This window comes from Aeromonas sp. FL131 (genome assembly GCF_049860615.1).
GTDB lineage: Bacteria > Pseudomonadota > Gammaproteobacteria > Enterobacterales > Aeromonadaceae > Aeromonas > Aeromonas hydrophila.
In genome coordinates this window covers 4,107,938-4,132,633 of sequence record NZ_CP187595.1, presented here as the reverse complement: position 1 = coordinate 4,132,633, position 24,696 = coordinate 4,107,938, and the positions used below count along the sequence as shown (strand labels likewise).

Here is a 24,696-nt window from a genome sequence, read left to right as displayed (position 1 = left end):
GTTTCTGTTGCTTGGTCAGGCATTGGAGTAGTGATCCCGCAGGCCGAGCCAGCGGCGAATCAGCGGCTCGACATGGCTCGGGTGGCGGTCCATCAGGCAATGTGACCATCTTCTGCATCTGCCTTGGTCAAGCATTGGAATAGTGATCCCGCAGGCCGAGCCAGCGTCGTATCAAGGGTTCGACATGGCTCGGGTGGCGGTCCATCAGGAAGCGCGCCATCTTCTGCACCTGCGGGATGAGCGGCTGATCCCGTACCAGATCGGCGATCTTGAGGTCAGCCAGACCGGTCTGGCGGGTGCCGAGCAGTTCCCCCGGGCCGCGCAGCTCCAGATCCCGCTGGGCGATGAGGAAGCCGTCGTTGGTCTCCCGCAGCACCCCGAGCCGGCTCTGGGCCGTCTTGGACAAGGGGGCATGATAGAGCAGCACGCAGTGGGAGGCCACCGAGCCACGCCCGACCCGGCCGCGCAGCTGGTGCAGCTGCGCCAGCCCCAGTCGCTCCGGGTTTTCGATGATCATCAGGCTGGCGTTGGGCACGTCCACCCCCACCTCGATGACGGTGGTGGCGACCAGCAGCTGCAGTATGCCCGCCTTGAACTCCTCCATCACCCGCTGTTTCTCGACCGGCCGCATCCGGCCGTGCACCAGCCCGATGTGCAGGCCGGGAAGCAGGTTCTGCAGCTCGGCGGCGGTGTCCTCGGCGGCCTGGCACTCCAGCACCTCCGACTCCTCGATCAGGGTGCAGACCCAGTAGGCCTGCTTGCCCTCTTCGCAGGCCAGTCTGACCCGTTCGATCACGTCCTGGCGGCGGCTGTCGGGCAGCGCCACCGTGGTGATGGGGGTACGGCCCGGCGGCAGCTCGTCGATGATGGAGGTATCGAGGTCGGCATAGGCGGTCATCGCCAGGGTGCGGGGGATGGGGGTGGCGGTCATGATCAGCTGATGGGGATGTACCCCCTCCCGCTCCCCTTTTTCCCGCAGGGCGAGCCGCTGATGCACGCCGAATCTGTGCTGTTCATCGATGATGACCAGGGCGAGGCGCTGGAATACCACCTGCTCCTGGAAGATGGCGTGGGTGCCCACCACCATCTTGACGCTGCCATCGGCGATGGCGGCCAGCGCTTCTTCTCGTGCCTTGCCTTTCTGCTTGCCCGCCAGCCAGCCGACCCCGATGCCGAGCGGTTCCAGCCACTTGGCGAAGTTGATGGCGTGCTGCTCGGCCAGCAGCTCGGTCGGCGCCATCAGCCCCACCTGACAGCCGTTGCCGATGGCCTGCAGGGCGGCCAGCGCCGCGACCAGCGTTTTACCTGAGCCCACGTCCCCCTGCACCAGCCGCATCATGGGATGGCTCTGTTGCAGATCTCGGCCGATCTCCGCCACCACCCGGTTCTGGGCGCCGGTGGGGGTGAACGGCAGGGCGTCGAGCAGCTGTTCTACCAGCGCCGGCGCCGGTTTGAGGGCGCGAGCCAGCTGGGTTTGTGCTTGGGCCCGCACCTTCAAGACCGAGAGGTTGTGGGCCAGCAGCTCTTCCAGCACCAGCCTCTGCTGGGCCGGGTGCTGGCCGCTCTCGAGCAGGGCCAGCGCCACCGAGGGGGGTGGACGGTGCAGCAGCTTCAGGGCCGCGGCCAGATCGATCTGCTGGGGATAGAGGCCGGCAGGCAGCAGCTCCTCTACCCCGTAGAGGTCGAGCTGGGCCAGCGCCTGATCGGTGAGGCTGCGCAGGGTGAGCTGGCGCAGCCCTTCGGTGGTCGGGTAGACGGGGGTGAGCGCCTCTTCGGTCTGGCCGGCCTGCTCCTCGCCGAGCAGCTTGTACTCGGGGTGGGCCATCTCCAGCCCGTATTTGCCGGGGCGCACCTCGCCGAAGCAGCGCATCAGCCGGCCCGGGCTCAGGCTGTTCTTCTGGGCAGCGGTGAAGTTGAAGAAGCGCAGGGTGAGGGTGCCGGTGCCGTCGCTGATGCGGCAGACCAGCATGCGGCGACGCCCCATCACCAGCTGAGTGTCCTGGATCTCCCCCTCGACGGCGCCGTGCAGGCCGGGCGGCAGATCACCGATGGGCCACACCTGGGTGCGGTCCTCGTAGCGCAGGGGGAGGTGGAACAGCAGATCCTGCACCGTGGCCAGCCCCAGCCGCTCGAGCTTTTCCTGCATCTTGCTGCCGACGCCCTTGAGGCTGTCGAGGGAGATTTTATCCAATTTCATCAATTAGATGCCCGAAAACACTGTAAATATGTCCAGATGATAGGGTTTATTGCTGTCTCGACGCAAGCCGCGTCGTGCGGTTGGGGCTCGGCTGGTGGGGGTTGGGCCCCCAATGACAAGGGCCTGCCGATGTGCGGCAGGCCCTTGTGAGGATACCCGAGTGCGCGAGGCGCGCCGGTCAGATGATGCGCTTGAGCAGGATGTGGGCCTTGACCCTGTGGATCCGGGCCAGCAGCTTGCGCACCTGATCCGGGTAGTCCTGGATCTGCTCGATCTGATCGAAGTGACTGATGCGCTTGGTGTTGGCCAGGATGTTCTCGCGCTCGGCATTGAACTGGGGCCGCAGCAGGTGACGGCGATCGTAGACCAGCAGGCCGTTCTCCAGATCCAGCGCCCAGGCGCGGGGATTGAGGTTGTTGCCGGTGAGCAGGGCCCACTCGTCATCCACGAAAATCCCCTTGAGGTGGTAGGAGTTGCGCTCGCAGCACCAGAGCATCAGGTTGAGACGGCCGGCATCGATGTGATGCTGGTTGCGCTCGGCGAACTTGCGCAGGTTGGTCTCGTACAGATAGGGCAGACCGCCGATGGTGGAGAATTTCTCCTCCGGCGGAATGAAGAAGTCGTTGGCGGTCTTGTCGCCCACCACGATCGTCACCTTGCAGCCGCGCTTGAGCAGGGCCTCGATATCCTTGTTCAACTCCTTGGGCGGGTTGAAGTAAGGGGTGCAGATGAAGATCTCCCGCTCGGTGGCCCGCACCAGGGTACGGATCATCTTGTTGAGCTGGTTGCCGCGCTTGCCCAGGCCACTCATCGGGGTGATGGCCACCTCCTGGCTGTTGACCGGCATGGTGTCGAAGCGGTACTGGCCGAGGCGCAGGTTGTGCTTGAAGCGGCGGATCGGCCCCTTCAGCTGCTTGGCGCTGGGGATGTCGGTGCGATCCAGTCGCTGCACCGCCTCGCTGCGCAGGAACAGGTCATCCACGTAGTTGACCATGCTGCGGGTCAGCTCCGGGCTTGTGATCTGGTGATAGCGGTCGAAACGGTAGCGATCCTGCTGGTGCAGGTAGATGTCGTTGAGGCTGGCACCGGAGTAGAGCAGGGTGTCATCGAAGATGAAGCCCTTGAGGTGCAGCACCCCGAGCAGCTCACGCCCCTTCACCGGCACGCCGTAGATGGCGATCTGGTGCTCATGGCGAGCGGCCATCTCCTGATACATCAGGTGGTTGCCGCCTTGCTTGCCCTTGCCGATCAGGCCGCGCTGGGCACGGTGGAAGTCGACGAACACCTTGACGTCGAGGGCCGGGTTGCGCTGCTTGGCGGCGTAGAGGGCGGAGAGGATCTCCCGTCCCGCCTCGTCATCCTGCAGATAGAGCGCCACCAGATAGATGCGCTGACGCGCACTGGCGATGAGCGAAAGGATCCGGCTCTTGAAGTCCTTGGCGCTGTTGAGCACTTCAAACTGGTCTGCGGCGACGGCGATCTGGGGCAGGCGCGCCAGCAGCTGTCGATAATGTGCCGATGAATGCATAGAGAAACCTGAAATCACTGCGTTAAGCGTTCCACTCGGAGCGATGGATAGGCGATTCTAGCAATCTCGCCCTGTTAGCCAAAGAAAGAATCGTCATAAAGATGAAAAAGGCCTCACATTGGAGGCCTTTTTCCGCACGGTTGCGATCAGAGGAAGCTGTAGATGATCATCGCCATCACGCCGCCGGTGGTGCCGATGATGGTCTCCATCACTGTCCAGGTCTGCAGGGTCTGCTTCTCGGTGAGACCGAGGTAGCGGTTGGCCAGCCAGAAGCCGGAGTCATTGACGTGGGAGAGCACGATGGCCCCGCCGCCGATGGCGATGGTGACCGCCGCCAGCTGGGCGCCGTTCAGGCCGAGCGGCTCCAGCATCGGCAGCACCAGGCCGCAGGCGGTCAGCATGGCGACGGTGGCGGAACCCTGAATGACCCGCACCGCGGCCGCCAGAATGAAGGCCAGCGCGACGATGGGCAGGCCGGAGTCCGCCAGCATGTTGCCAAGGGCGGCACCCACGCCGGAATCCACCAGGATCTGCTTGAACACGCCACCGGCACCGGTCACCAGGATGATGACGCCGGCCGGCTGGATGGCGCTGTTGCAGACGTTCATCACTTCGTCACGGGACATGCCGCGACGGATCCCCAGCAGGTAGAAGGCGGCCAGGCAGGCGACCATGATGGCGGTGAAGGGGTGGCCGATGAACTCCAGCCAGCCGTGCAGGGGCGTGCCGGCCTCGACGAAGCGGCCGACGATGGTCTTGAGACCGATCAGCAGCAGCGGCAGACCGATGAGGCCCATGGCCAGCCCGAAAGAGGGCAGGTTCTGGCCGTCGTCGTGGGCGCTGCTCTGGGCGTCGGCCGGCAGTGGCACGTCCACCACCTTGCTGATCAGCTCGCCAAACAGCGGGCCGGCCAGGATCAGGGCCGGAACGGCGGCGATCAGGCCGAACAGGATCATGTAGCCGAAGTCGGCGCCCAGTTGGGACGCCACCAGGATGGGGCCCGGCGCCGGGATCAGGAAGGCCTGGCAGGTGGCGATGCCCGCCAGCAGGGCGATGCCGATCTTCACCACGCTGCCGCCACCGCGGCGGACGATGGCGAAGGCAACGCCGATCAGCAGTACCACGGCCACGTCGAAGAACAGCGGCAGTGCGCAGACGAAGCCGGTCAGCGCAATGGCCCAGTTGGCGCGCTTGACGCCGAACTTGCCGAGCAGGGTGTGGGCCACCCGGTCGAGGGCGCCGGTGACTTCCATCACCTTGCCGAACATGGCGCCCAGTGCCACCACCACGGCGACGAAGCCGAGGGTGCCGCCCATCCCTTTCTGGATGGTGGCGGCGATGTCGGCCGGGTTCATGCCGGCGGCAAGACCGGCCACCATGGAGACCAGGATGAGGGAGACGACCGCGTGCAGGCGGGCCTTCATCACCAGAAAGAGCAGCAGCACGATGGAGCCGGCGGCCGTCATGATCAGGGAGAGGTCAGACATTGTTGTGCATTCCTTGTTCCAAGTTCAGTGTCGACACCCTGCCGATCCGTCGGCAGACCATATCTTTATGATTTATTTAGATTTATGGCCAGGGCTCAAACTCGATTGCCCAGGTGACTATGAGTGCGCTCAGTCTGTGGCAGACTTCACAATTCTTGTTGTTACCGGTAACATGTTACCGGTAACGTGCTAAGTTAGAACCCATCGGCAGCACGTTTTTTGAAAAATGAGATAGAGGTCAAACAATGGCGGGTAAGAGCATTATCGTGATGGGTGTATGTGGTAGCGGCAAGTCCAGCGTGGGCCTCAAGGTGGCCAGCGTGCTGGGCGCCAAGTTCATCGACGGTGATGATCTGCACCCCAGGGCCAATATCCAGAAGATGGCCGGCGGCAACCCGCTCAACGACGAGGATCGTGCCCCCTGGCTGGAGCGGATCCGCGACGCGGCCTACAGCCTGGAGCAGAAGAACGAGGTGGGCGTCATCGTCTGCTCGGCCCTCAAGAAGCAGTATCGCGACCAGATCCGTGAAGGCAACGAGTCGGTTAGCTTCCTCTTCCTTGACGGCAGCCAGCCGCTGATCCTCGAGCGGATGCGGGCCCGCAAGGGCCACTTCATGCGCGAAAGCATGGTACAAAGTCAGTTCGATACCCTGGAGCGCCCGGACGGCGAAGCCGGTGTATTCCACATCGATATCGACGGCACCTTCGAACAGGTGGTTGATCGCGCCGTCACAGCATTGGAGCAAGCCCAATGATCCATCAGGTCATTTCCAGCGTCACCGCCCGCATTCGCGAGCGCAGTGCCGCCCGTCGCCAGGCCTTCCTGGCCCGCATCCAGCGTCAGGCCGATCAGGGCAAGACCCGCGCCGCGCTGGCCTGTGGCAACCTGGCCCACGCCGTGGCCGCCTCCAGCTGTAACGAGAAGGGGCGCATCCTCGACATGACCCGCGCCAACGTCGGCATCGTCACCGCCTACAACGACATGCTGAGCGCCCATCAGCCCTATCAGGGCTATCCGGACATCATCAAGGCCGCGCTGGCCGAGCTGGGCCACAGCGCCCAGGTGGCCGGCGGCGTGCCCGCCATGTGCGATGGCGTGACCCAGGGGCAGCCGGGGATGGATATGTCCCTGTTCTCCCGCGATCTGATCGCCCAGGCGACTGCGCTGTCGCTCTCCCACAACACCTTTGACGCCACCCTGCTGCTCGGCATTTGCGACAAGATAGCGCCGGGCCAGATCATGGGGGCGCTCTCCCACGCCCACCTGCCCACTGCCTTCGTGCCGGCCGGTCCGATGGCGAGCGGCATCAGCAACGACGAGAAGGTGAAGGTGCGCCAGCAGTACGCCGCCGGCGAAGTGGGCCGTGACGCCCTGCTGCAGATGGAGTGTGGCGCCTACCACGCGGCGGGCACCTGCACCTTCTACGGCACCGCCAACACCAATCAGCTGGTGTTCGAGGCCATGGGCCTGATGCTGCCGGGCTCCGCCTTCGTTCACCCGCACAGCGAGCTGCGCCGCGCCCTCACCGAGGAGGCGGCCCGCCGCATCAGCGCCATGATCCCGGGCTCCCCGGCCTATCGCCCCCTGAGTGCGGTGATCGACGAGCGCTCGCTGGTCAACGGGCTGGTGGCCCTGCTCGCCTCCGGCGGCAGCACCAACCACAGCATCCACATGGTGGCGCTGGCCCGCGCCGCCGGTCTGCACCTGACCTGGGACGACATCAGCGATCTCTCCGACGTGGTGCCGCTGTTGGTGCGCATGTACCCGAACGGCCCGGCCGACGTCAACGCCTTCGAACAGGCGGGCGGCGTGCCCGGCCTGATGCGCCGGCTGGCGCAAGAAGGGCTGATCCACCTGGACGCCACCCCGGTGTTTGGCGAGATGCAGGATTACCTCAGCCGTCCAGCACTGGTGGATGGCCGGCTGGTGTGGCAGCCGGTGGGCGAGAGCGGCGATGCGAGCGTGCTGTCGCCTTCCGGCAGCGTATTTCAGGCTACCGGCGGCACCAAGCTGCTGGCGGGCAATCTGGGCCGCGCCGTGGTCAAGGTCTCCGCCGTGGCCCCCGAGTATCGCGTCATCGAGGCGCCGGCGCGGGTCTTCTCCTCCCAGCATGCGGTGGAGGCGGCCTACAAGGCGGGCGATCTCAATCAGGATGCTGTCATCGTGGTGCGCCACAATGGCCCGGCCGCCAACGGCATGCCGGAGCTGCACAAGCTGATGCCGGTGCTCGGCAACCTGCAAAAAGCCGGTTACAAGGTGGCGCTGGTCACCGACGGCCGTCTCTCCGGCGCCTCCGGCAAGATCCCGGCCGCCATCCACGTCACCCCGGAAGCGCTGCACGGCGGGGCCATCGGCCTGCTTGCCGATGGCGACCTGCTGCGGGTGGATGCGGTAACCGGCAGTCTCGACTGCCTGACCGATTTGAGTGGCCGTACCCAGGCCGAGATCGACCTCACTCTGGAACAAGAGGGGTGGGGCCGTGAACTGTTCAGCGTGATGCGTCGCGCGGTATCGAGCGCCGAGTGTGGCGCCACCATCTTTGACTAAGGAAGAGCTATGCAGAACTGGAAAGTGACCCCGGCCGAGGTGTTTGCCGCCTCCCCGCTGGTACCCGTGATGGTCATCAATGAGCTGGAGCAGGCCCTGCCGATGGCCAAGGCGCTGCTGGACGGCGGCATCTCGGTGTTCGAGATCACCCTGCGCACTCCGGTCGCGCTGGAGGCCATCGCCCTCATCGCCAAGGCGATGCCGGACGCCATGGTCGGTGCCGGTACCGTGCTCAACTGCGCGCAGTTTGACGCTGCCGTGGCCGCCGGTGCCCGCTTCGTCATCTCCCCGGGGATGACCCCGGCCCTGCTGGCCCACGCGGCCAACAGCACGGCGCCGCTGATCCCGGGCGTGGCCACCCCGTCCGAGGTGATGCAGGCGCTGGAAGCCGGTTACGACCACCTCAAATTCTTCCCGGCCGAAGCGAACGGCGGCACCAAGGCGCTCTCCGCCATCGCCGCGCCGCTGCCCCAGGTGAAGTTCTGTCCCACCGGCGGTATCGGCCCGAAAAACGTGGCCGACTATCTGGCGCTCAAGTGTGTGGCCACCGTCGGCGGCTCCTGGATGCTGCCGGCCGAGGCCGTCAAGAACGGTAACTGGGAAGAGGTGACCCGCCTCTCCCGCGAAGCCGTCGCCCTGGTCGCATCCTGATTTGACGCCGGCGTGAGCCGGACCTTCCGTTTGCCAAGCAAGCAGGCCACCCTCGGGTGGCCTGCTCTGTTCTGGTTGAATGGCGAGGATCTGGGCCTCAGCCCAGACTGTCCCCCTCGTACAGGGAGAAGCCCATGTCGAGCCGGGTGTCGGCCAGCTGCTGGCCGTTGAGGCGGGCCAGCAGCATGGTGGCGGCCGCACGGCCGATCTCCTTGCGGGGCGTGACGATACTGGCCAGCTTGGGGGTCATGGCGTGGCCGATGTCGAGGGCGTTGCTGCCGGCGATGGCGATCTGCTGGGGCACGGGTATCCACTTGGCCTGACACTGCAGCAGGGCGCCCACCGCCAGGTCATCGTTGGTGCAGAACAGGCCGTCCAGATCGGGATAGCGCACCAGTGCCTGCTCCAGCAGCTGGCCGCCGAGGGTGAAGCTGGAGGATTGCTCGGTCAGCAGGTGCTGGCCGCTCAGGCCGAAATCCTGCATCGCCTGGTAGTAGCCTTCCATCCGCAGCTGGGTGCGCACGTCGAGCCGCGCGCCGAGATAGACCAGCTTGCGTCGGCCCCGGCGCAGCATCTCTGTTACCATGGCCCGGGCGGCCGCCCGGTGATCCATGCCGACCACCATGTCGATGGGATTCTGCGGCAGATCCATGGTCTCCACCACCGGGATGCCGGCGGTGGCGATCATCTTGCGGGTGCGCTCGGTGTGCTGGCTGTCGGAGAGGATCAGCCCATCCACGTGATAGGAGAGCAGGGAGGCGACCTGCTCCTCTTCCCGCTCCGGGCTGTAGCCGTAGTGGGCCAGCAGGGTCTGGTAGCCGGCGGGCCGGGTCACCGACTCGATGCCGTGCACCACGGCGGAGAAGACCTGGTTGGAGAGGGAGGGGATCAGGATGCCGATCGCCTTGCTGGTGGCGTTGGAGAGAATGTCCGGCGCCCGGTTGGGAATGTAGCCGAGCTCCTCCACCGCGGCGGCGATCCGCTCGCGGGTGCCCTCGGCCACGGCCTGTGGGTCGCGCAGGTAGCGGCTGACGGTCATCTTGGTGACCCCGGTCAGGTCGGCTATGTCCTGCAGGGTGGGGCGGCGCTTGCGGGTGTCGTTCATCTCGGGATCCGGCAGAAATGTTACACGTAACATTACCGTTTTTGTTTAACAAAGTCAGCATATGACGCCATCAACAGGGGGAGTCGCGGGATGATCAAGGACAAGTGCTTCGAGGGTGTGCGCTTCGAGCAGCAAGACCTGGAGGGGGAGCAGTTCCAGGGTTGCCGTTTCATCGGCTGCAACTTCTCCTGGCTCGATCTGGCCGAATGCCGCTTCGTCGACTGCAGCTTCTATGACCGGGAGAGCGAGCAGAGCTGCTTGCTGCAGGGCTGCGATCTGCGCGAGGCGAGCTTCCTGCGCTGCGATCTCACCATGGCCGACTGCAGCCAAAGCCAATGTCTGGGGCTGGAGCTGCGCGACTGTCAGGCGCTGGGGATCAACTTCTCCCGCGCCAGCTTTGCCAACCAGATCACCGTCAAGAGCTACTTCTGCGAGGCCCATCTGACCGGCAACAACTTCAGTTACGCCAATTTCGAAGGGTGCCTGCTGGAGCAATGTGAATTGAGCGGCAATCGCTGGCAGGGGGCCAACCTGTTCGGTGCCTCGCTGGCGGGTTCCGATCTCAGTGGTTCCGAGTTTGGCCAAATAGACTGGGCCAGCGTCAACCTGCAGGGTTGTGACCTGCGCCAGTGCGATCTGCCCGGGCTGGATCTGCGGCGGGTCAATCTGGACGGGGTGCAGATCAACGAAGATCAGCAGCAGGCCTTGCTGGAGCAGATCGGGCTGATCGTCTTCCCCTGAGCCGGCAGGAAAAGAGGTAAGTTTTCGTCATCCGCCGTCATGCCCGCTGCAGGCGGCGATCAAAAAAGCCTGCATGATGCAGGCTTTTCTGGATGGCAGGTTGGCGGCCGGGTGGCGGTGATCAGCGCTTGGCCAGCCACTTGGTGGGGTTGATCGCCTCGCCCTGATAGCGGATCTCGAAGTAGAGGCCGGGTCTGTCCTGGCCACCGCTGTCGCCGACCAGCGCCACCGGTTCACCCTGTTCCACGTTCTGGCCCACCTGGCGCAGCAGCGACTGGTTGTGACCGTAGAGGCTCATGTAGCCGCGGCCGTGATCGATCACCAGCAGCATGCCGAAGCCGTCGAGCCAGTCGGCATAGACCACCTGGCCTGGTGCCACCGCCTTGACCTGGGTGCCTTCACTGGCGCCGATCAGGGTGCCTTTCCACTTCAGTTCGGCGGTGCGCGGCGAGCCGTAGGCGATGAGGATGGGGCCCTGCACTGGCCAGCGCAGGCTGCCGTTGGTCTTGAGCCCGCTGTAATAGCCGGCGCTGCTGATCCCAGAGCCTCGCTCGGGTTTGCTGCTGGCCACTTCCTCGGCCGGCTGCTGTTGCTGGGCTGCCTTGTTCTGTTGGGCAGCGAGCCGCTGTTGTTCGGCACGGCGCTGCTCTGCCAGCTTGCGCTGCCGCTCCTGCTCCGCCTTCAGCTTGGCGAGGCGTTCCCGCTCGGCCCGTTCGCGGCGCTCCTGCTCTTCCCGCTGGCGGCGCAGCTCTTCCAAGCGGGCCTTCAGGGTTTTTTCCGCCTTGACCAGCTTGCTCAGTTTCTGTTCGTCATCCTGTACCGATTGCTGCAGCTGGTTGCGCACCTTGGCGCGGCTCTGCTGGCTGGCCAGCAGGCTCTGGTGATGTTGCTGCTGTTCGCTCAGCAGGCTTTGCAGCCGGCTTTCGGTCTCTTTAGTGGCCTGCTGGTTTTTGGCCAGCTTGGTGCGGGTGGCACGCAGCGCCTCGATGGCTTCGATGCGGGCCTTGTTGAGGTAGTCGTAGTAATCGAGGGAGCGGCTCAGTTTGGCCGGATCCTGCTGATTGAGCAGCAGTTTGAGGTAATCGTGGTTGCCGGCGGTGAAGGCGCTCTCAGCCTGCTTGGCCAGCAACTGCTTCTGATGGCTGGCCTGCTGTTCCAGATCCAGCTTGTCCTGCTGCAGCCCTACCAGTTTCTGCTGGTTCTCTCTGAGCTGCTGCTTGGTCTGTTCGAGCTTGGCGGCGGCGGCCGAGATGGCCTGCTCATCAGCCTTGAGCTGGGTGTTGAGCTTGGCAAGCTCCTGCTTGCTGAGCTTGATGGTCTGCTGCTGTTCCTTGATCTGGGACTGCATGGCACCGAGCTGCTGGTTGGCAGCCCAAGCCGTGGCCGGCCCGAACGACAGACAAAAAAACAGCGCGCCGGCCAACAGGCCGACGCGACTGGTTTTGGTTGAAATCACTTCGCATCCCCGCATGGGGAAGGATTATTTCAGAATCATCAGGGGCTTGCCAGTCATTTCCGGCGGTACCGGCAGACCCATCAGGGTCAGCATGGTGGGGGCCAGATCGGACAATTTGCCGCCTTCAGCCACCTCGGCCTTGCGACCGAAATAGATGAGCGGAACCGGCAGGTTGGTGTGGGCGGTGTGCGCCTGACCAGTCTCTTCGTCCATCATCTTCTCGGCGTTGCCGTGGTCAGCGGTGATCAGGCACTCGCCACCCACTTCGGCCAGGGCGTCGGTGACGCGACCGATGCAGTGGTCAACCGCTTCACAGGCCTTGACCGCGGCGTCGAACACGCCGGTGTGGCCGACCATGTCGCCGTTCGGGTAGTTGCAGATGATGACGTCGTACTTGCCGCTCTTGATGGCGCCGACCAGCTTGTCGGTCAGCTCTTCGGAGCTCATCTCCGGCTGCAGGTCATAGGTGGCCACTTTCGGGCTGGCGACGATTTCGCGATCTTCGCCAGTGAAGCAGGCCTCTTCGCCGCCGTTGAAGAAGAAGGTGACGTGGGCGTACTTCTCGGTTTCGGAGATGCGCAGCTGGGTCTTGCCCTGCTTGGCCAGCCATTCACCCAGGGTGTTGACCAGCGCGGTCGGCGGGTAGGCACAGGCGGTTTTGATGTCGGCCGCGTACTCGGTCAGCATCACGAAGTTCAGCGCCGGGGTGGCGGTGCGGGCGAAGCCGGTGAAGTCGCTGTCGACGAAGGCGCGGGTGATCTCGCGGGCACGGTCGGCACGGAAGTTCATGAAGATCAGCGCATCGCCATCCTGCATGGGAGCGGCAGCACCGATGCGGGTGGCTTTGACGAATTCGTCGTTCTCGTCGCGAGCGTAGGCGGCGGCCAGGGCTTCGCTGGCGCTGTCGGCGGTGAACTCGCCCTTGCCCTGGGTCATCAGGTCATAGGCTTGCTGCACGCGATCCCAGCGGTTGTCGCGGTCCATGGCGTAGTAACGGCCGATCATGGAGGCGAAGCGACCCTTGCCCAGACGGGCAAACAGGGCATCGAACTGCTCGATGGAGGACTGGGCGGAGCGCGGCGGCACGTCACGGCCATCCAGGAAGGCGTGGAAGTAGATCTGCTCGGCGCCACGCTTGGCGGCCATTTCGATCATGCCCATGATGTGCTCTTCGTGGCTGTGCACGCCACCCGGGGACATCAGGCCCATGATGTGTACGGCCTTGCCCTTGGTCACGGCAGCATCGACCGCCTTGGCCAGCTCGACGTTCTGGAAGAAGTCGCCGTCCTGGATGTCTTTGGAGATGCGGGTCAGTTCCTGGTAGACGATGCGACCGGCGCCGATGTTGACGTGGCCCACTTCGGAGTTCCCCATCTGACCATCCGGCAGACCCACGTCCAGGCCGGAGCCGGAGATCAGGGTGCTGGTGTAGTCACGGGTGAGACGGTCGAGGTTGGGAGTCTTGGCGGCAGCGACGGCGTTGTGCTCTTGCTTGGTGCTGTAGCCCCAACCGTCCATGATGACCAGAACCAAAGGTTTCTTAGCTGTTGACATAAGGCTATGTCCTCTCGGATAGGAATGAATTGCGGGAAGTGAAACTAGCGTAATATTACTACATCTGCCGAAATAGTCACCTGATAGCCAAGCCCCGTCCGGCGGGGGCCGCACGCTGTTGCCGAGCTGTTTCTTCTTTGTCGCCGGCTTGTCGCACCACTCGACGAATCCTCCCCCTAGCGGGCCGAATGCCACTTTTTATGCCGTCACTTTCCCCCGTCCCCGTCTGGTGGGAGCCCGCTCCCGCTTTGCCGCCAAGATGGCTGATCTTGGCTGGGTCCCCATGTATACTCGGGCACTTGTCTTGGTCCCTGGATAGTAGAAGATGCAAGAGTATTTGGATTTTGCGGCCCGCAACCCGCTGCTGACCGCAGCCTGGTTCGGCCTGGCAGGCACCCTGGTTTACACCACGGTGCGTGCTCGTTTTTCTCCGGTGAAGTCGGTGAACAACCACACCGCAACCCTGCTGATCAACCGTGAAAACGCCACCGTGGTGGATATTCGCAGTCAGGAAGAGTTTGCCAAGGGCCATCTGGCCGGTGCCCAGCACCTGCCGCTCAGCCAGATCCAGAGCAATAATCTGGGCCCGGTTGAAAAGCATAAAGATGCCCCCATCATAGTGGTGTGCGAGTCGGGGATGACTGCTGGTGGCGCGGGTCGCCAATTGAGCAAAGCCGGCTTCAAGCAGGTGTATGTGCTCAGCGGTGGCATGGCCCAGTGGCGTGCAGAGAATCTGCCGGTGACCAAAAAACGCTGATTTAAGGGCCTGCGCCCACCTATTTTCATAAAAAGGAATCAAACAAAATGGCTGAAGAGATCAACAACCAGGAAGTACAACCGGAATTCCACATCCAGCGCGTCTACACCAAGGATGTCTCCTTCGAAGCGCCGAATACCCCGCACATCTTCCAGAAAGAGTGGCAGCCGGACGTCAAGCTGGACATGGACACCAAGACCAACATCCTGGCCGACAGCGTCTATGAAGTGGTGCTGACCCTGACCGTGACCTGCAAGCTGGAAACCGAAACTGCCTTCCTGTGTGAAGTTCAGCAAGCCGGTATCTTCACCATCGGCAACCTGCCGGAGCCGCAACTGGCTCACTGCCTGGCTGCCTTCTGCCCGAACATCCTGTTCCCGTATGCCCGCGAAGCGGTGTCCAGCCTGGTGAGCAAGGGTTCCTTCCCGCAGCTGAACCTGGCACCGGTCAACTTCGATGCCCTGTTTGCCCAGCACATGGCGCAGGCACAGGCCCAGCAGGCGACTGCGGAAGCCTGATAATGGCCGACCAGATCGCTATCTCGGTCTTGGGGGCGGGGTCTTATGGCTCCGCCCTTGCCATTTCTCTGGCGCGCAACGGTCATCCGACCCTGCTGTGGGGTCACGACCCTGCCCATGTCGCCGAGCTGGAACAAGACCGCTGCAACAAGGCTTTTCTGCCGGATGTCCCTTTTCCTGCCGATCTGCAGCTGACCGCCGATCTGCAACAGGCGGTACAAGCCGCCCCCGTGCTGCTGGTGGTGGTGCCGAGCCATGTGTTCGGCCAGGTGCTGGCCCAGGTCAAACCCTTCCTGCGCCCGGATACCCGTATCGCCTGGGCCACCAAGGGGCTGGAGCCGGACAGCGGCCGTCTGCTGCAAGACGTGGCGCGCGAGGTGCTGGGTGACGAGATGCCGCTGGCGGTGATCTCCGGCCCTACCTTCGCCAAGGAGCTGGCCGCCGGTCTGCCGACCGCCATCTCGGTGGCGTCGACCCACGACGACTTCGCCGACGATCTCTCCCTGCTGCTGCACTGTGGCCGTTCGTTCCGGGTCTATACCAATCCGGACTTCATCGGTCTGCAACTGGGCGGGGCGGTCAAGAACGTCATCGCCATCGGTGCCGGTCTCTCCGACGGGCTGGGTTTTGGCGCCAACGCCAGGACCGCGCTCATCACCCGGGGTCTGGTGGAGATGCAGCGCCTGGGCGCCGCGCTCGGGGCCGACGCCAAGACCTTCATGGGGATGGCGGGGCTCGGGGATCTGGTGCTGACCTGTACCGACAACCAGTCGCGCAACCGTCGCTTCGGGCTGGCCCTCGGGGCCGGCAAGGATGTGAGCACCGCCATGACCGAGATCGGCCAGGTGGTGGAAGGCTATCGCAACACCAAGGAGGTGCATCTGTTGGCGGCCCGCTGTGGCGTCGAGATGCCCATCTGCGAGCAGATCTTCAAGGTGCTGTACGAAGGCAAGAATCCGAAAGAGGCGGCCATCGCTTTGCTGTCGCGAGACAAGAAGGACGAGTGATCCGCCCGCTGCAGAATGCAAAAGGCCCCGCCAGCTGGCGGGGCCTTTTCTTTGCCGCATGTCTTTGCGACAAGGGCAGCAAATCAGTAGTAGGAGTGATCGCCGCGCTGGTGTTCGGTGGCATCCTTGACGCCGTTGAGCTCGCCCGGGAATTTCTCCAGCAGCTGCTTCTCGATCCCCTCTTTCAGGGTGTAGTCGACCATGGAGCAACCGTTGCAACCGCCGCCGAACTGCAGGATGGCCAGCTTGTCCTCGGTCAGCTCGACCAGGGTGACCTTGCCGCCGTGACCGGCCAGCATGGGGTTCACCTCGGACATCAACACGTACTCGATACGGTCGATCAGCGGAGCATCGTCGGCCACCTTGCGCATCTTGGCGTTCGGGGCTTTCAGGGTGAGCTGGGAGCCCATCTGATCGGTGACGAAATCGATGGTGGCATCCACCAGGAAGGGAGCGCTCAGGGGATCGACCATGCAGTCGAAGCCGCTGAAGGGCAGGTGTTGATCTTCCGGATCGACCGCGTCGGGTGGGCAATATGATACGCCGCACTCGGCATTCTGGGTTCCCGGATTGACCACAAACACCCGGATATTGGTGCCATCAGGCTGTTTTTCCAGCAGTTTACGGAAATGGGCCTGGGCGGTGTCGGAAATGCTGATCATCACTATCCTCATAAACCTGAGTGTACGACTAGGGTATTCATGATAACTCTCTTGGCAAGGCTTGGGTAGCATGCCGATGGTTACTTGAGATGCTTGAGGGTGCGACAGACGGCCCACACTTCCACCTTTGTGACTCCGCTCTCATGGAGCAAGCGGGTGAGATGGCCGGCGGTCGCGCCCGTGGTGACCACATCATCGAGCAGCGCCACGTGCTGGTAGGCGTGGGGCCTGATCTGGAAGGCGCCGCGCAGATTGCGTCGCCGCTGGCCGGCACTGAGCCTGGTTTGCTGCGGGGTTGCCCTGACCCGGCGCAGCAGGGTGTTGTTGCAAGGAATGCCGGTCAGCTCGCTGAGAGCGAGGGCTATCTCTTCCGCCTGATTGAAGCCGCGCCACCATTGGCGCCACCAGTGCAGCGGCACTGGAATGATGGCCTCTGGCGGCTCGCTGAGATCCAGATGATCGGCCAGCAGCCGGGCGAGCAGCGGGGCCAGCAGGATCTGGCCGGAATACTTCAGCCGGGGGATCAACATGGGGTAGGGGGGGCGATAGTCACCGATGACCTGCAGCCGCTCCCATGGCGGCGGCCTGCGCTAGCAACGACCGCAGATCGGCAGGCGCTCTTCATGCAATGCCGGCAAAGGAGCTGCACACAAGCGGCAGGTGTGGTCAGCCTGCTGTAGTGCCTGCCGGCACCAGCTGCACAGCAAGGGGGCAACATCGCAAGGCTGCTGGCAGAGCAGGCAGTTGCCCTGCCAATCGGCGTGGCGGCCGAGGATCGGACTTGCTTTGGCGAGCAACCGCTTTAACATGCTGACCCCAACAGAGTGAACAGGATCTGAGTCTAGATGAGCGTGTCGGTTGAGCGGTTTGGTCAGGGGCCCGATCTGGTGCTGTTGCACGGATGGGGAATGAATGGCGCGGTCTGGCATGGCATTGTGCCGGCCCTGGCGTCTCGCTATCGCGTCCATCTGGTGGATCTGCCCGGCTTTGGCAACAGTCCGCTGGCAGGTGAGGTGGAGTACAGTCTGCCCTGGCTGGCTGAAGAGGTGGCAGCCATCCTGCCGGAGCAGTGCCATTTGCTGGGGTGGTCCCTCGGTGGCCTGGTGGCATGCCAGTTGGCCTTGAGCCATCCCGAGCGACTGCACTCCCTTATCACGGTGGCCAGCTCCCCCTGTTTCATGGCCCGTGACGAATGGCCAGGGATCGCCCCCAAGGTACTTGCCGGTTTCAACCAGATGCTGGCAGGGGACTTCAAGCAGACCATAGAACGCTTCCTGGCGATCCAGGCCATGGGCAGCGAACACGCCAGGGACGACATCCGCCAGTTGCGCCACTGGCTGGCGGAGCGGCCCGTTCCACAGCTGGCCGCGCTGGAGGCCGGACTCGGTTTGCTGGCCGAGGTCGATCTGCGCGATGAGCTGACACCATTGAGCCTGCCTTGGCTGCGAGTCTACGGTCGGCTGGATTCGCTGGTGCCCAAGGCGTCCATCCCTCTGCTGGACGAGCGTTACCCAAGCAGCCGCAGTGTGGTGCTGGAAAAGGCCTCACATGCACCCTTTATTTCCCATCCACAACAGTTCATTGAAATCATTGAACATTTTGTAGGTTGAAAAATAGCCAATTTGCTTCATTAATCCTCTGGCGTGGCGGATAATTAATCCAGTGTCAGAGGAGAGTTGTCATGCGTATAGATTCAGCATTGAACAGCGGTGTGCAAGGCTTTCAGCGTGCGGAGCAGATCGCCGACAAGGCGTCCAGCCAGATCGCCAGGCTCAACACCCCGAGCGGTGACAAGGTGCAGTTGCCCGAAGAACTGGTGAACCTCAAGAGTGCCGAGGTACAGGCCGGCGCCTCTGCCAAGGTGATCCAGACCGCCAGCGACATGATGGGAACCCTGATAGACATCCGGGTGTGATATGAACATCAATGTCAGTCTGCCGACCATCATTCCCAACCAGCTGCAACCGCAGACGGAATCGGCACGCACTGACAATCGTCGCGCGGCACTCATCCCCCAGAGCCGTCAGAGCGAGGCTTTCAACGCCGAGTCCGAAGTCGGCTCCCAGAAAGAGAAGTCCAGAGCCAGCCAGGCCAATCCCAATCAGACTTCCCAGCAGGCGCGAGACGGTTCTCAGACCGGCAACCCGCAGGCGGCGATCGACAACCGCTTCGTCGAGGCCACCGGTGAGGACGGCCAGCGCAACAAACAGCAGGATCCCAAGCAGCAGGAGCAACAGCAGAAGCAGGAGCTGCAGGTCAAGGAGCTGGCCGACAGGGATCAGGAAGTGCGTACTCACGAGCAGGCGCACCAGAGCACTGGTGGTCAGTATGCCGGCAGCCCTACCTATGAATTTGCCATGGGGCCGGATGGCAAGCGTTACGCGACCGGCGGTGGCGTCTCCATCGACATCGGGACTATCCCCGGCGATCCCAGAGCCACCATCGCCAAGATGCAACAGGTGAGGGCCGCCGCACTGGCGCCTGCCGAACCCTCCTCTCAGGATCTGAGCGTAGCCAGAAGTGCTGCGGCCAAGGAGGCGCAGGCCCGCAAGGCGCTGCTTTCATCCGACCCTGATACCGCCTTGGCTGCCGATGGCAGCGCCAAGACGGGCGTGCTGAACGGCTACATGGAGCAGCGCAACCAGGTCATCGCCCAGCGTTATCAGCAGGCAGTCAAGCCTGCGGCCCAGCAGAACCTGAGCCTGAGTGTCTGAGTTTTCCACCGTATTACCGCCCGGTTTTTTCCCTCGCGAGCAGCCATTTACAACTAATCTGAGGGGTAATCCCATCCACGATCACAGGAGTCGTCATGCACTTTGATGAAGTCAAACCGGAAGATTTTGCCACCTTCTCCCGTGTTCCACCGCCGCACCTCCAGATGGAGCAGTTCTTGATGCAGCTCGGCGGGGGCGGCACCGAAGGCACCCATTTCAAGAAGAAGGTGATGCTGGCGGCAGGCTGGAGCCATACCGGCGTGGTCTCCTATGGCAAGTATCCGCAAGAGGCCTGCAAGGCATTCAACCGGTTGCGGGAAGTACTGGCAGCCCATCAAGAGGCTGACACCATTCTGGCTGCGCTGGCCCAATGAGGCCGAGCAACAGCGACAAAAAAGCCCCTCGCGGGGCTTTTTGCATTCTGGGGACTTATTTCTTCAGCTTCGACAGGGCGGCCGCGAAGGCGTTGCCCATGGCGCCATCGGCCGGGGGGCTCTGACGCGGTGCCTGCTTCGGCTTGGCGTTGCCGGTGTGGCGCGGCTCGGCCGGTTTGCGGGCAGGCTGGCCGGCTTTTTCATCCAGACGCATGGTCAGACTGATGCGTTTGCGCGGTACGTCGACTTCCAGCACCTTGACCCGGACGATGTCGCCGGCCTTGACCACCTCGCGGGGATCCTTGACGAAGCGATCGGTGAGAGAGGAGATGTGCACCAGCCCGTCCTGATGGACGCCGATGTCGACGAAGGCGCCGAAGTTGGTGACGTTGGTGACCACCCCCTCCAGCACCATCTCGGGTACCAGATCGCTGATTTTCTCCACCCCTTCCTTGAAGGTGGCAGTCTTGAACTCGGGACGGGGGTCGCGGCCAGGCTTGTCCAGCTCACCGATGATGTCGGTGACGGTAGGCACCCCGAACTGCTCGTCGGTGTAGTCGGCGGGCTTGAGAGTGCGCAGCAGGCTGCTGTTGCCGAGCAGGCTGTCCACGGTCTGCTCCAGCTTGGCGAGGATCCGCTCCACCACAGGGTAGGATTCCGGGTGCACCGCCGAGCCGTCCAGCGGGTTGCTGCCGCCCCGAATGCGCAGGAAGCCGGCGCACTGTTCGAATGCCTTGGGCCCGAGTCGGCTCACTTTCAGCAATTGCTGACGATGCTGGAAAGCGCCGTTCTCGTCGCGGTAGGCGACGATGTTCTGGGCCAGGGTCTGGGAGAGGCCGGAAACCCGGTTGAGCAGCGCGACCGAGGCGGTATTCACATCCACCCCGACCGCGTTCACGCAATCCTCGACCACCGCATCGAGCCGGCGGGCCAGCTGGCTCTGGCCGACGTCGTGCTGGTACTGGCCGACACCTATGCTCTTGGGCTCGATCTTGACCAGCTCGGCCAGCGGATCCTGCAGCCGGCGGGCGATGGAGACGGCGCCACGAATGGAGACGTCGAGATCAGGGAACTCCTGGGAGGCGAGCTCGGAGGCGGAGTAGACCGAGGCCCCCGCCTCGCTCACCACAATCTTCTGCGCCTTGGCGGCCGGGTAGCGCTCGAACAGATCGCTCACCAGGCGGTCGGTTTCCCGCGAGGCGGTGCCGTTGCCGATGCTGATGAGTTCGACCTTGTGCTTCTGGCACAGCTCGCTCAGGGTCTTGAGACTCTGGTCAACCTGGCGCTTGGGTTCGAACGGATAGATGGTCGCGTGATCGACCAGCTTGCCGGTGGCATCGACCACCGCCACCTTGACCCCGGTGCGGATGCCCGGATCCAGCCCCATGGTGCAGCGCATGCCGGCCGGCGCTGCCATCAGCAGATCCTTGAGGTTCATGGCGAATACCTTGATCGCCTCGTCTTCTGCTGACTCGCGGATGCGGCCGATCAGCTCGGTCTCCATCTGCAAGGAGAGTTTGATCTTCCAGGTCCAGCTCACTACCCCCTGCAGCCACTTGTCGGCCGGGCGGTGTTGCAGGTTGAGCCTGAGGTGATGGGCAATGATCCCTTCGCAGGGGCTGGCACCCTCATCGTCGCCGGCAACCAGCGCCAGGTTGAGGATCCCCTCGTTGCGGCCGCGCAACATGGCCAGCACCCGGTGGGAGGGGGCCTTGTGCAGCGGTTCGTCGTGCTCGAAGTAATCCTTGAACTTGGCCCCTTCCTGCTCCTTGCCGGCCACCACGCGCGCGCGCAGGGTGGCGTTGTGCCACAGGTAGTCGCGCAGCTTCTCCAGCAGGTCAGCCTGCTCGGCGAAGCGCTCCATCAGGATGTAGCGGGCACCGTCGAGGGCGGCCTTGCCGTCGGTGATCCCCTGCTCGGCATTGAGGAAGCGAACCGCCTCTTGCTCGGGATCCTTCATCGGGTCGCTCAGCAGCAGGTCGGCCAGTGGCTCCAGCCCCGCCTCGATGGCCATCTGCCCCTTGGTGCGGCGCTTGGGTTTGTAGGGGAGGTAGAGGTCTTCCAGCCGGGTCTTGCTGTCGGCGTCGTTCAGCTCGCGGGCCAGCTCGGGGGTCAGTTTGCCCTGCTCTTCGATGGAGCGCAGGATCACCTGGCGGCGATCCGCCAGTTCACGCAGGTAGCCGAGGCGGCTCTCCAGGGTACGCAGCTGGCTGTCATCCAGACCGCCGGTCACCTCTTTGCGGTAACGGGCGATGAAGGGGACGGTGGCGCCTTCGTCCAGCAGGCGAACGGCGGCCTGCACCTGCTCCGGGCGGGCATTCAGCTCACCGGCAATCTGATGTTCTATTACGTGGCTTTGCATCGAGGGTCTCTTGGTCGGGTCCTGGTCAACGGGCAGGCGCGAGGCGATGTCGCCGGGCAGGGGTCTGTCCTGGCGGTACTCAAGGTACCAGCCGGACCACTGCCGCGCGGGCCGGTTGGCGCCGCAAGGCGCCGGGTGTGAGCACTATATGGGGTCGGGCAGCGGGATGCCACCCCGGCAAAAACGACGCTTGTCATACCCGGTGGGCGGGCATGCTCGGTCTCTCCTAGCCTCGTCAGCCGATTTGGCCGTCAGGGCCGGCGCTGGCTTATTTGGGATAGCTGATCTCATTGATGTACCAGCAGGCGTCACCGACTGGCGTGCGCACTATGGCCTCGTCCCCCACCTCTTTCTTGAGCAGGGCGCGGGCCATGGGGGAGTCGATGGAGATGTAATCCTTGCGCTCGAAGATCTCGTCATAGCCGACGATGCGAAAGCGCTTGGTCTCTCCCTCCTCGTTTTCCACCTCGACCCAGGCACCGAAAAAGACCTTGCCCTCCTGGGCGGGGGAGTAGTCGACGATCCCCAGCTCCTCGAGGCACTTGCGCAGGTAACGGACCCGCCGGTCGATCTCTCGCAGCCGTTTCTTGTTGTATTGGTAGTCGGCATTCTCGCTGCGATCACCGAGGCTGGCCGCCCAGGCCACTTTGCGGGTGGTCTCGGGGCGCTCCTCGCGCCAGAGGAAATCGAGCTCCTGTTTGAGCTTGTTGTAGCCTTCACGGGTGATCAGCTTGGTCTTCATCGGTCGTTACCTGTGTCAGTGGGGCTGATGAGCCTCTTATGGCTCGGCAGATCTTATCCGCTGTCGCTCTGCTGTCGAGCAAAAACTGGGGCGTCTGAGGGGGCGCCTGAGTGATGAGGTACGGGATGCAGGGGCGCAAAATCGGCTGAATGGGCAATAACCGGTAACATATTTAGGCTTGGCCGTTACGAGCCCGAGCTCTAGTATTGGCAGCATATCGAGAGGAGAGGCAAGCAATGAGTCAGCAATACAAGGTTCTGGTCGTCGACGATGATTTGAAATTACGTTCCCTGCTGGAGCGCTACCTGACCGAACAGGGGTTCGTGGTTCGGGGCGTCGCCAATGGCGAACAGGCCGACCGCCTGCTGACCCGTGAGAACTTCAGCCTGATGGTGCTGGATTTGATGCTGCCGGGGGAAGACGGCCTCTCCATCTGCCGCCTGCGCGAGGCTGGCAACCAGATCCCGGTGCTGATGCTGACCGCCAAGGGGGATGAGGTGGATCGCATCGTCGGGCTCGAGATGGGTGCCGATGATTACCTGCCCAAGCCGTTCAACCCTCGTGAGCTGCTGGCCCGGATCCGCGCCGTGCTGCGCAGGCACACCGTCGAGTTGCCGGGCGCCCCCTCTACCGCCGAGAAGGTGGTGAGCTTTGGCAGCTATCAGCTCAACCTGGCAACCCGCGAGCTGAGCCGCGATGGTGATCCGGTTGCACTGACCAGCGGTGAATTCGCCGTGCTCAAGGTGCTGGTGAGCCATCCGCGCGAGCCTCTCTCCCGCGACAAGCTGATGAACCTGGCCCGTGGTCGTGAATATACCGCCACCGAGCGCAGCATCGACGTACAGGTCTCCCGCCTGCGCCGCCTGCTGGAGCAGGATCCGGCGCAGCCCCGTTATCTGCAGACCGTCTGGGGTCTGGGCTATGTGTTCGTGCCGGACGGTGACGGCGAATGAAGAAAGTGAGCAGCATGTTCTCCCGCATGCTCTGGTTTTTGGCCGCCGTGCTGGTGGTCTATCAGTTTGTCTCCTATGCCACTTTCTACAACTATCTGCTGGCGCCGACCGTCAAGCAGATCAGCCACCTGCTGGCCAACCAGGTCAAACTCATCTTCCCGGTTGAGAGCAACCAGCTGGCGCTGAGTGAAGACGCCGAGGCGCTGGTCTATGTGGCGACCGGCAGCGACATCTATACCCAGACCGAGGCGGAGCAGCACGGGCTCAACGAGTCCAAGCCTTACACCTATCTGGAAGAGAGCATCAGCCGCGAGCTGGGGGGCAAGACCAAGGTCAGGGTCGAGATCCAGGATCACTACATCATCTGGATCCAGCCGCCCCAGGCCAACAAGGTGTGGGTGCGCATCCCGCTGACCGAGATCGAGGATGACGACATCGAGCCGCTGATCCTCTACATGAGCGTGCTGCTGGTGGTGACCCTGTTCGCGGCCTGGCGCTTTGCCCGCCAGCTGGTGCGGCCGCTGGAGGATCTGGAAGCGGGTGCCGTGGCGGTGGCGCGCGGCAATTTTCCCGATGCATTGGGGGAGCAGGGCTCGCTGGAGGTGCGTCGGCTGACTCGCACCTTCAATCACATGTCGAGCTCCATCAAGGGCCTGATCGAGGAGCGCAATCTGATGATGGCGGGCGTCTCCCACGATCTGCGTACCCCGCTGACCCGTATCCGGCTGGCGACCGAGATGATGTCCTCCGGCGATGAGTATCTCAAGGAGAGCATCAACGCTGACATTGACGAGTCCAATGGCATCATCGATCAGTTCATCGACTACATTCGACCGGACGAGGGGCTGGATACCCAGCAGATCGACCTGACCCAGCTGATCCACGACAGCTTGCTGGTGCAGACCGATCAGGGACTGGAGGTGGAGCTCGAGTTGCCGGCCGAGGCGGTACGGGTGGCCTGCAACCCCATCAGCATCCGCCGCATCCTCAACAACCTGTCGGGTAATTCGCTGCGCTACGGTGCGAGCCGGCTGCAGGCCGAGCTCAAGGATGATGGTCACTGGGTGCGGTTGCGGCTGTCGGATGATGGCCCCGGCATTCCGGAGCAGGATTACTACCGGGTGCTCAAGCCCTTCACTCAGGGCAACGAGGCCCGTACCGGCAGCGGCAGCGGCCTGGGGTTGGCCATCGTCGCCAAGATCGTGTCCCAGCATCATGGCACCATCAGGCTGGGGCGCTCCGAGCTAGGGGGCTTGCTGGTGGAGATCCGGCTGCCCAAGAACCAGCCGCTGGAGTGGATTGATTGAACGAAGGGCGTATCCGCGGATACGCCCTTTGCA

Annotated in this window: 22 protein-coding genes and 1 pseudogene; 13 read left to right on the top strand and 10 right to left on the bottom strand. The window is 63.5% G+C overall.

The genetic code is table 11. The features are described from left to right. Window positions 1–127: 127 nt before the first annotated feature. The 3 genes from recG to gntU form a co-directional block, all read right to left on the bottom strand. Window positions 128–2,197 (bottom strand): ATP-dependent DNA helicase RecG, encoded by a 2,070-nt coding sequence (recG, locus tag ACPW75_RS19215; protein WP_179101370.1) that lies wholly within the window; start codon window positions 2,195–2,197, stop codon window positions 128–130. A gap of 178 nt (window positions 2,198–2,375) precedes the next feature. Then, complete coding sequence (gene pssA / locus ACPW75_RS19210; protein WP_016349097.1) at window positions 2,376–3,725, bottom strand: CDP-diacylglycerol--serine O-phosphatidyltransferase; 1,350 nt, start codon at window positions 3,723–3,725, stop codon at window positions 2,376–2,378. A gap of 146 nt (window positions 3,726–3,871) precedes the next feature. Beyond that, the gene (gntU, locus tag ACPW75_RS19205; protein WP_077095833.1) at window positions 3,872–5,212 is read right to left on the bottom strand and encodes a gluconate transporter; all 1,341 of its coding nucleotides are present in this window, start codon (window positions 5,210–5,212) and stop codon (window positions 3,872–3,874) included. Window positions 5,213–5,457: 245 nt separating this feature from the next. Between gntU and ACPW75_RS19200 the strand changes: the two genes are divergently transcribed. From ACPW75_RS19200 to ACPW75_RS19190, 3 genes are read left to right on the top strand one after another with little or no spacing between them, the layout of a single operon-like run. Then, a complete protein-coding gene (locus ACPW75_RS19200) occupies window positions 5,458–5,967 on the top strand; it encodes a gluconokinase (protein WP_005307862.1) in 510 nt (169 codons plus the stop codon). Continuing rightward, entirely contained in the window at window positions 5,964–7,760 is a 1,797-nt protein-coding gene (gene edd / locus ACPW75_RS19195; protein ID WP_077095832.1) for a phosphogluconate dehydratase, read from the top strand. The genes ACPW75_RS19200 and edd overlap by 4 nt, the downstream gene beginning before the upstream one ends. 9 nt (window positions 7,761–7,769) lie before the next feature. Continuing rightward, window positions 7,770–8,411: a bifunctional 4-hydroxy-2-oxoglutarate aldolase/2-dehydro-3-deoxy-phosphogluconate aldolase gene (locus ACPW75_RS19190; protein ID WP_043162453.1), complete on the top strand. Its 642-nt coding sequence runs from the start codon at window positions 7,770–7,772 to the stop codon at window positions 8,409–8,411. Window positions 8,412–8,508: 97 nt separating this feature from the next. On the opposite strand, the gene ACPW75_RS19185 is transcribed toward ACPW75_RS19190, so the two are convergent. After that, window positions 8,509–9,516, bottom strand: a complete 1,008-nt coding sequence (locus ACPW75_RS19185; RefSeq protein WP_077095831.1) for a substrate-binding domain-containing protein — start codon at window positions 9,514–9,516, stop codon at window positions 8,509–8,511. Window positions 9,517–9,606: 90 nt separating this feature from the next. On the opposite strand from ACPW75_RS19185, the gene ACPW75_RS19180 reads away from it, so the two are divergent. Continuing rightward, window positions 9,607–10,257: a Qnr family pentapeptide repeat protein gene (locus ACPW75_RS19180; protein ID WP_077095830.1), complete on the top strand. Its 651-nt coding sequence runs from the start codon at window positions 9,607–9,609 to the stop codon at window positions 10,255–10,257. Window positions 10,258–10,378: 121 nt separating this feature from the next. Here ACPW75_RS19180 and ACPW75_RS19175 read toward each other — a convergent pair whose 3' ends face one another. Together ACPW75_RS19175 and gpmM are read right to left on the bottom strand one after the other, a co-directional pair. Further along, entirely contained in the window at window positions 10,379–11,728 is a 1,350-nt protein-coding gene (locus tag ACPW75_RS19175) for a peptidoglycan DD-metalloendopeptidase family protein (RefSeq protein WP_077095829.1), read from the bottom strand. Between the two features lie 9 nt (window positions 11,729–11,737). Further along, a complete protein-coding gene (gene gpmM / locus ACPW75_RS19170; RefSeq protein ID WP_143238965.1) occupies window positions 11,738–13,267 on the bottom strand; it encodes a 2,3-bisphosphoglycerate-independent phosphoglycerate mutase in 1,530 nt (509 codons plus the stop codon). 325 nt (window positions 13,268–13,592) lie between these two features. On the opposite strand from gpmM, the gene ACPW75_RS19165 reads away from it, so the two are divergent. From ACPW75_RS19165 to gpsA, 3 genes are read left to right on the top strand one after another with little or no spacing between them, the layout of a single operon-like run. Further along, entirely contained in the window at window positions 13,593–14,024 is a 432-nt protein-coding gene (locus ACPW75_RS19165; protein ID WP_005307875.1) for a rhodanese-like domain-containing protein, read from the top strand. 47 nt (window positions 14,025–14,071) lie between these two features. Beyond that, window positions 14,072–14,542, top strand: coding sequence for a protein-export chaperone SecB (gene secB, locus ACPW75_RS19160; RefSeq protein ID WP_077095827.1), 471 nt, complete (start codon window positions 14,072–14,074; stop codon window positions 14,540–14,542). A gap of 2 nt (window positions 14,543–14,544) precedes the next feature. Then, window positions 14,545–15,549: an NAD(P)H-dependent glycerol-3-phosphate dehydrogenase gene (gpsA, locus tag ACPW75_RS19155; RefSeq protein WP_077095826.1), complete on the top strand. Its 1,005-nt coding sequence runs from the start codon at window positions 14,545–14,547 to the stop codon at window positions 15,547–15,549. An 83-nt stretch (window positions 15,550–15,632) separates the two neighbouring features. Here gpsA and nfuA read toward each other — a convergent pair whose 3' ends face one another. Both nfuA and ACPW75_RS19145 read right to left on the bottom strand, forming a co-directional pair. Continuing rightward, window positions 15,633–16,211, bottom strand: a complete 579-nt coding sequence (nfuA, locus tag ACPW75_RS19150) for a Fe-S biogenesis protein NfuA (protein WP_005307891.1) — start codon at window positions 16,209–16,211, stop codon at window positions 15,633–15,635. A gap of 80 nt (window positions 16,212–16,291) precedes the next feature. Next, window positions 16,292–17,020: pseudogene (locus ACPW75_RS19145) on the bottom strand (ComF family protein). Between the two features lie 36 nt (window positions 17,021–17,056). Here ACPW75_RS19145 and bioH point away from each other — a divergent pair. From bioH to ACPW75_RS19125, 4 genes are all read left to right on the top strand, one after another. Next, window positions 17,057–17,821: a pimeloyl-ACP methyl ester esterase BioH gene (gene bioH, locus ACPW75_RS19140; protein ID WP_077095825.1), complete on the top strand. Its 765-nt coding sequence runs from the start codon at window positions 17,057–17,059 to the stop codon at window positions 17,819–17,821. A gap of 71 nt (window positions 17,822–17,892) precedes the next feature. Beyond that, a complete protein-coding gene (locus ACPW75_RS19135; RefSeq protein ID WP_011704305.1) occupies window positions 17,893–18,126 on the top strand; it encodes a flagellar basal body rod C-terminal domain-containing protein in 234 nt (77 codons plus the stop codon). Between the two features lies 1 nt (window position 18,127). Next, window positions 18,128–18,925, top strand: coding sequence for a putative metalloprotease CJM1_0395 family protein (locus ACPW75_RS19130; RefSeq protein WP_077095824.1), 798 nt, complete (start codon window positions 18,128–18,130; stop codon window positions 18,923–18,925). Window positions 18,926–19,020: 95 nt separating this feature from the next. Further along, window positions 19,021–19,299, top strand: coding sequence for a hypothetical protein (locus ACPW75_RS19125; RefSeq protein WP_077095823.1), 279 nt, complete (start codon window positions 19,021–19,023; stop codon window positions 19,297–19,299). Between the two features lie 55 nt (window positions 19,300–19,354). Here ACPW75_RS19125 and ACPW75_RS19120 read toward each other — a convergent pair whose 3' ends face one another. Both ACPW75_RS19120 and greB read right to left on the bottom strand, forming a co-directional pair. Continuing rightward, complete coding sequence (locus tag ACPW75_RS19120; protein WP_077095822.1) at window positions 19,355–21,661, bottom strand: Tex family protein; 2,307 nt, start codon at window positions 21,659–21,661, stop codon at window positions 19,355–19,357. A 268-nt stretch (window positions 21,662–21,929) separates the two neighbouring features. After that, a complete protein-coding gene (greB, locus tag ACPW75_RS19115; RefSeq protein ID WP_011704309.1) occupies window positions 21,930–22,403 on the bottom strand; it encodes a transcription elongation factor GreB in 474 nt (157 codons plus the stop codon). A gap of 236 nt (window positions 22,404–22,639) precedes the next feature. Here greB and ompR point away from each other — a divergent pair, with 236 nt between their 5' ends. Continuing rightward, complete coding sequence (ompR, locus tag ACPW75_RS19110) at window positions 22,640–23,356, top strand: two-component system response regulator OmpR (protein ID WP_425904340.1); 717 nt, start codon at window positions 22,640–22,642, stop codon at window positions 23,354–23,356. After that, window positions 23,353–24,663: a two-component system sensor histidine kinase EnvZ gene (gene envZ / locus ACPW75_RS19105; protein WP_425904339.1), complete on the top strand. Its 1,311-nt coding sequence runs from the start codon at window positions 23,353–23,355 to the stop codon at window positions 24,661–24,663. Before ompR ends, envZ begins: the two co-directional genes overlap by 4 nt. Window positions 24,664–24,696 lie beyond the last annotated feature (33 nt).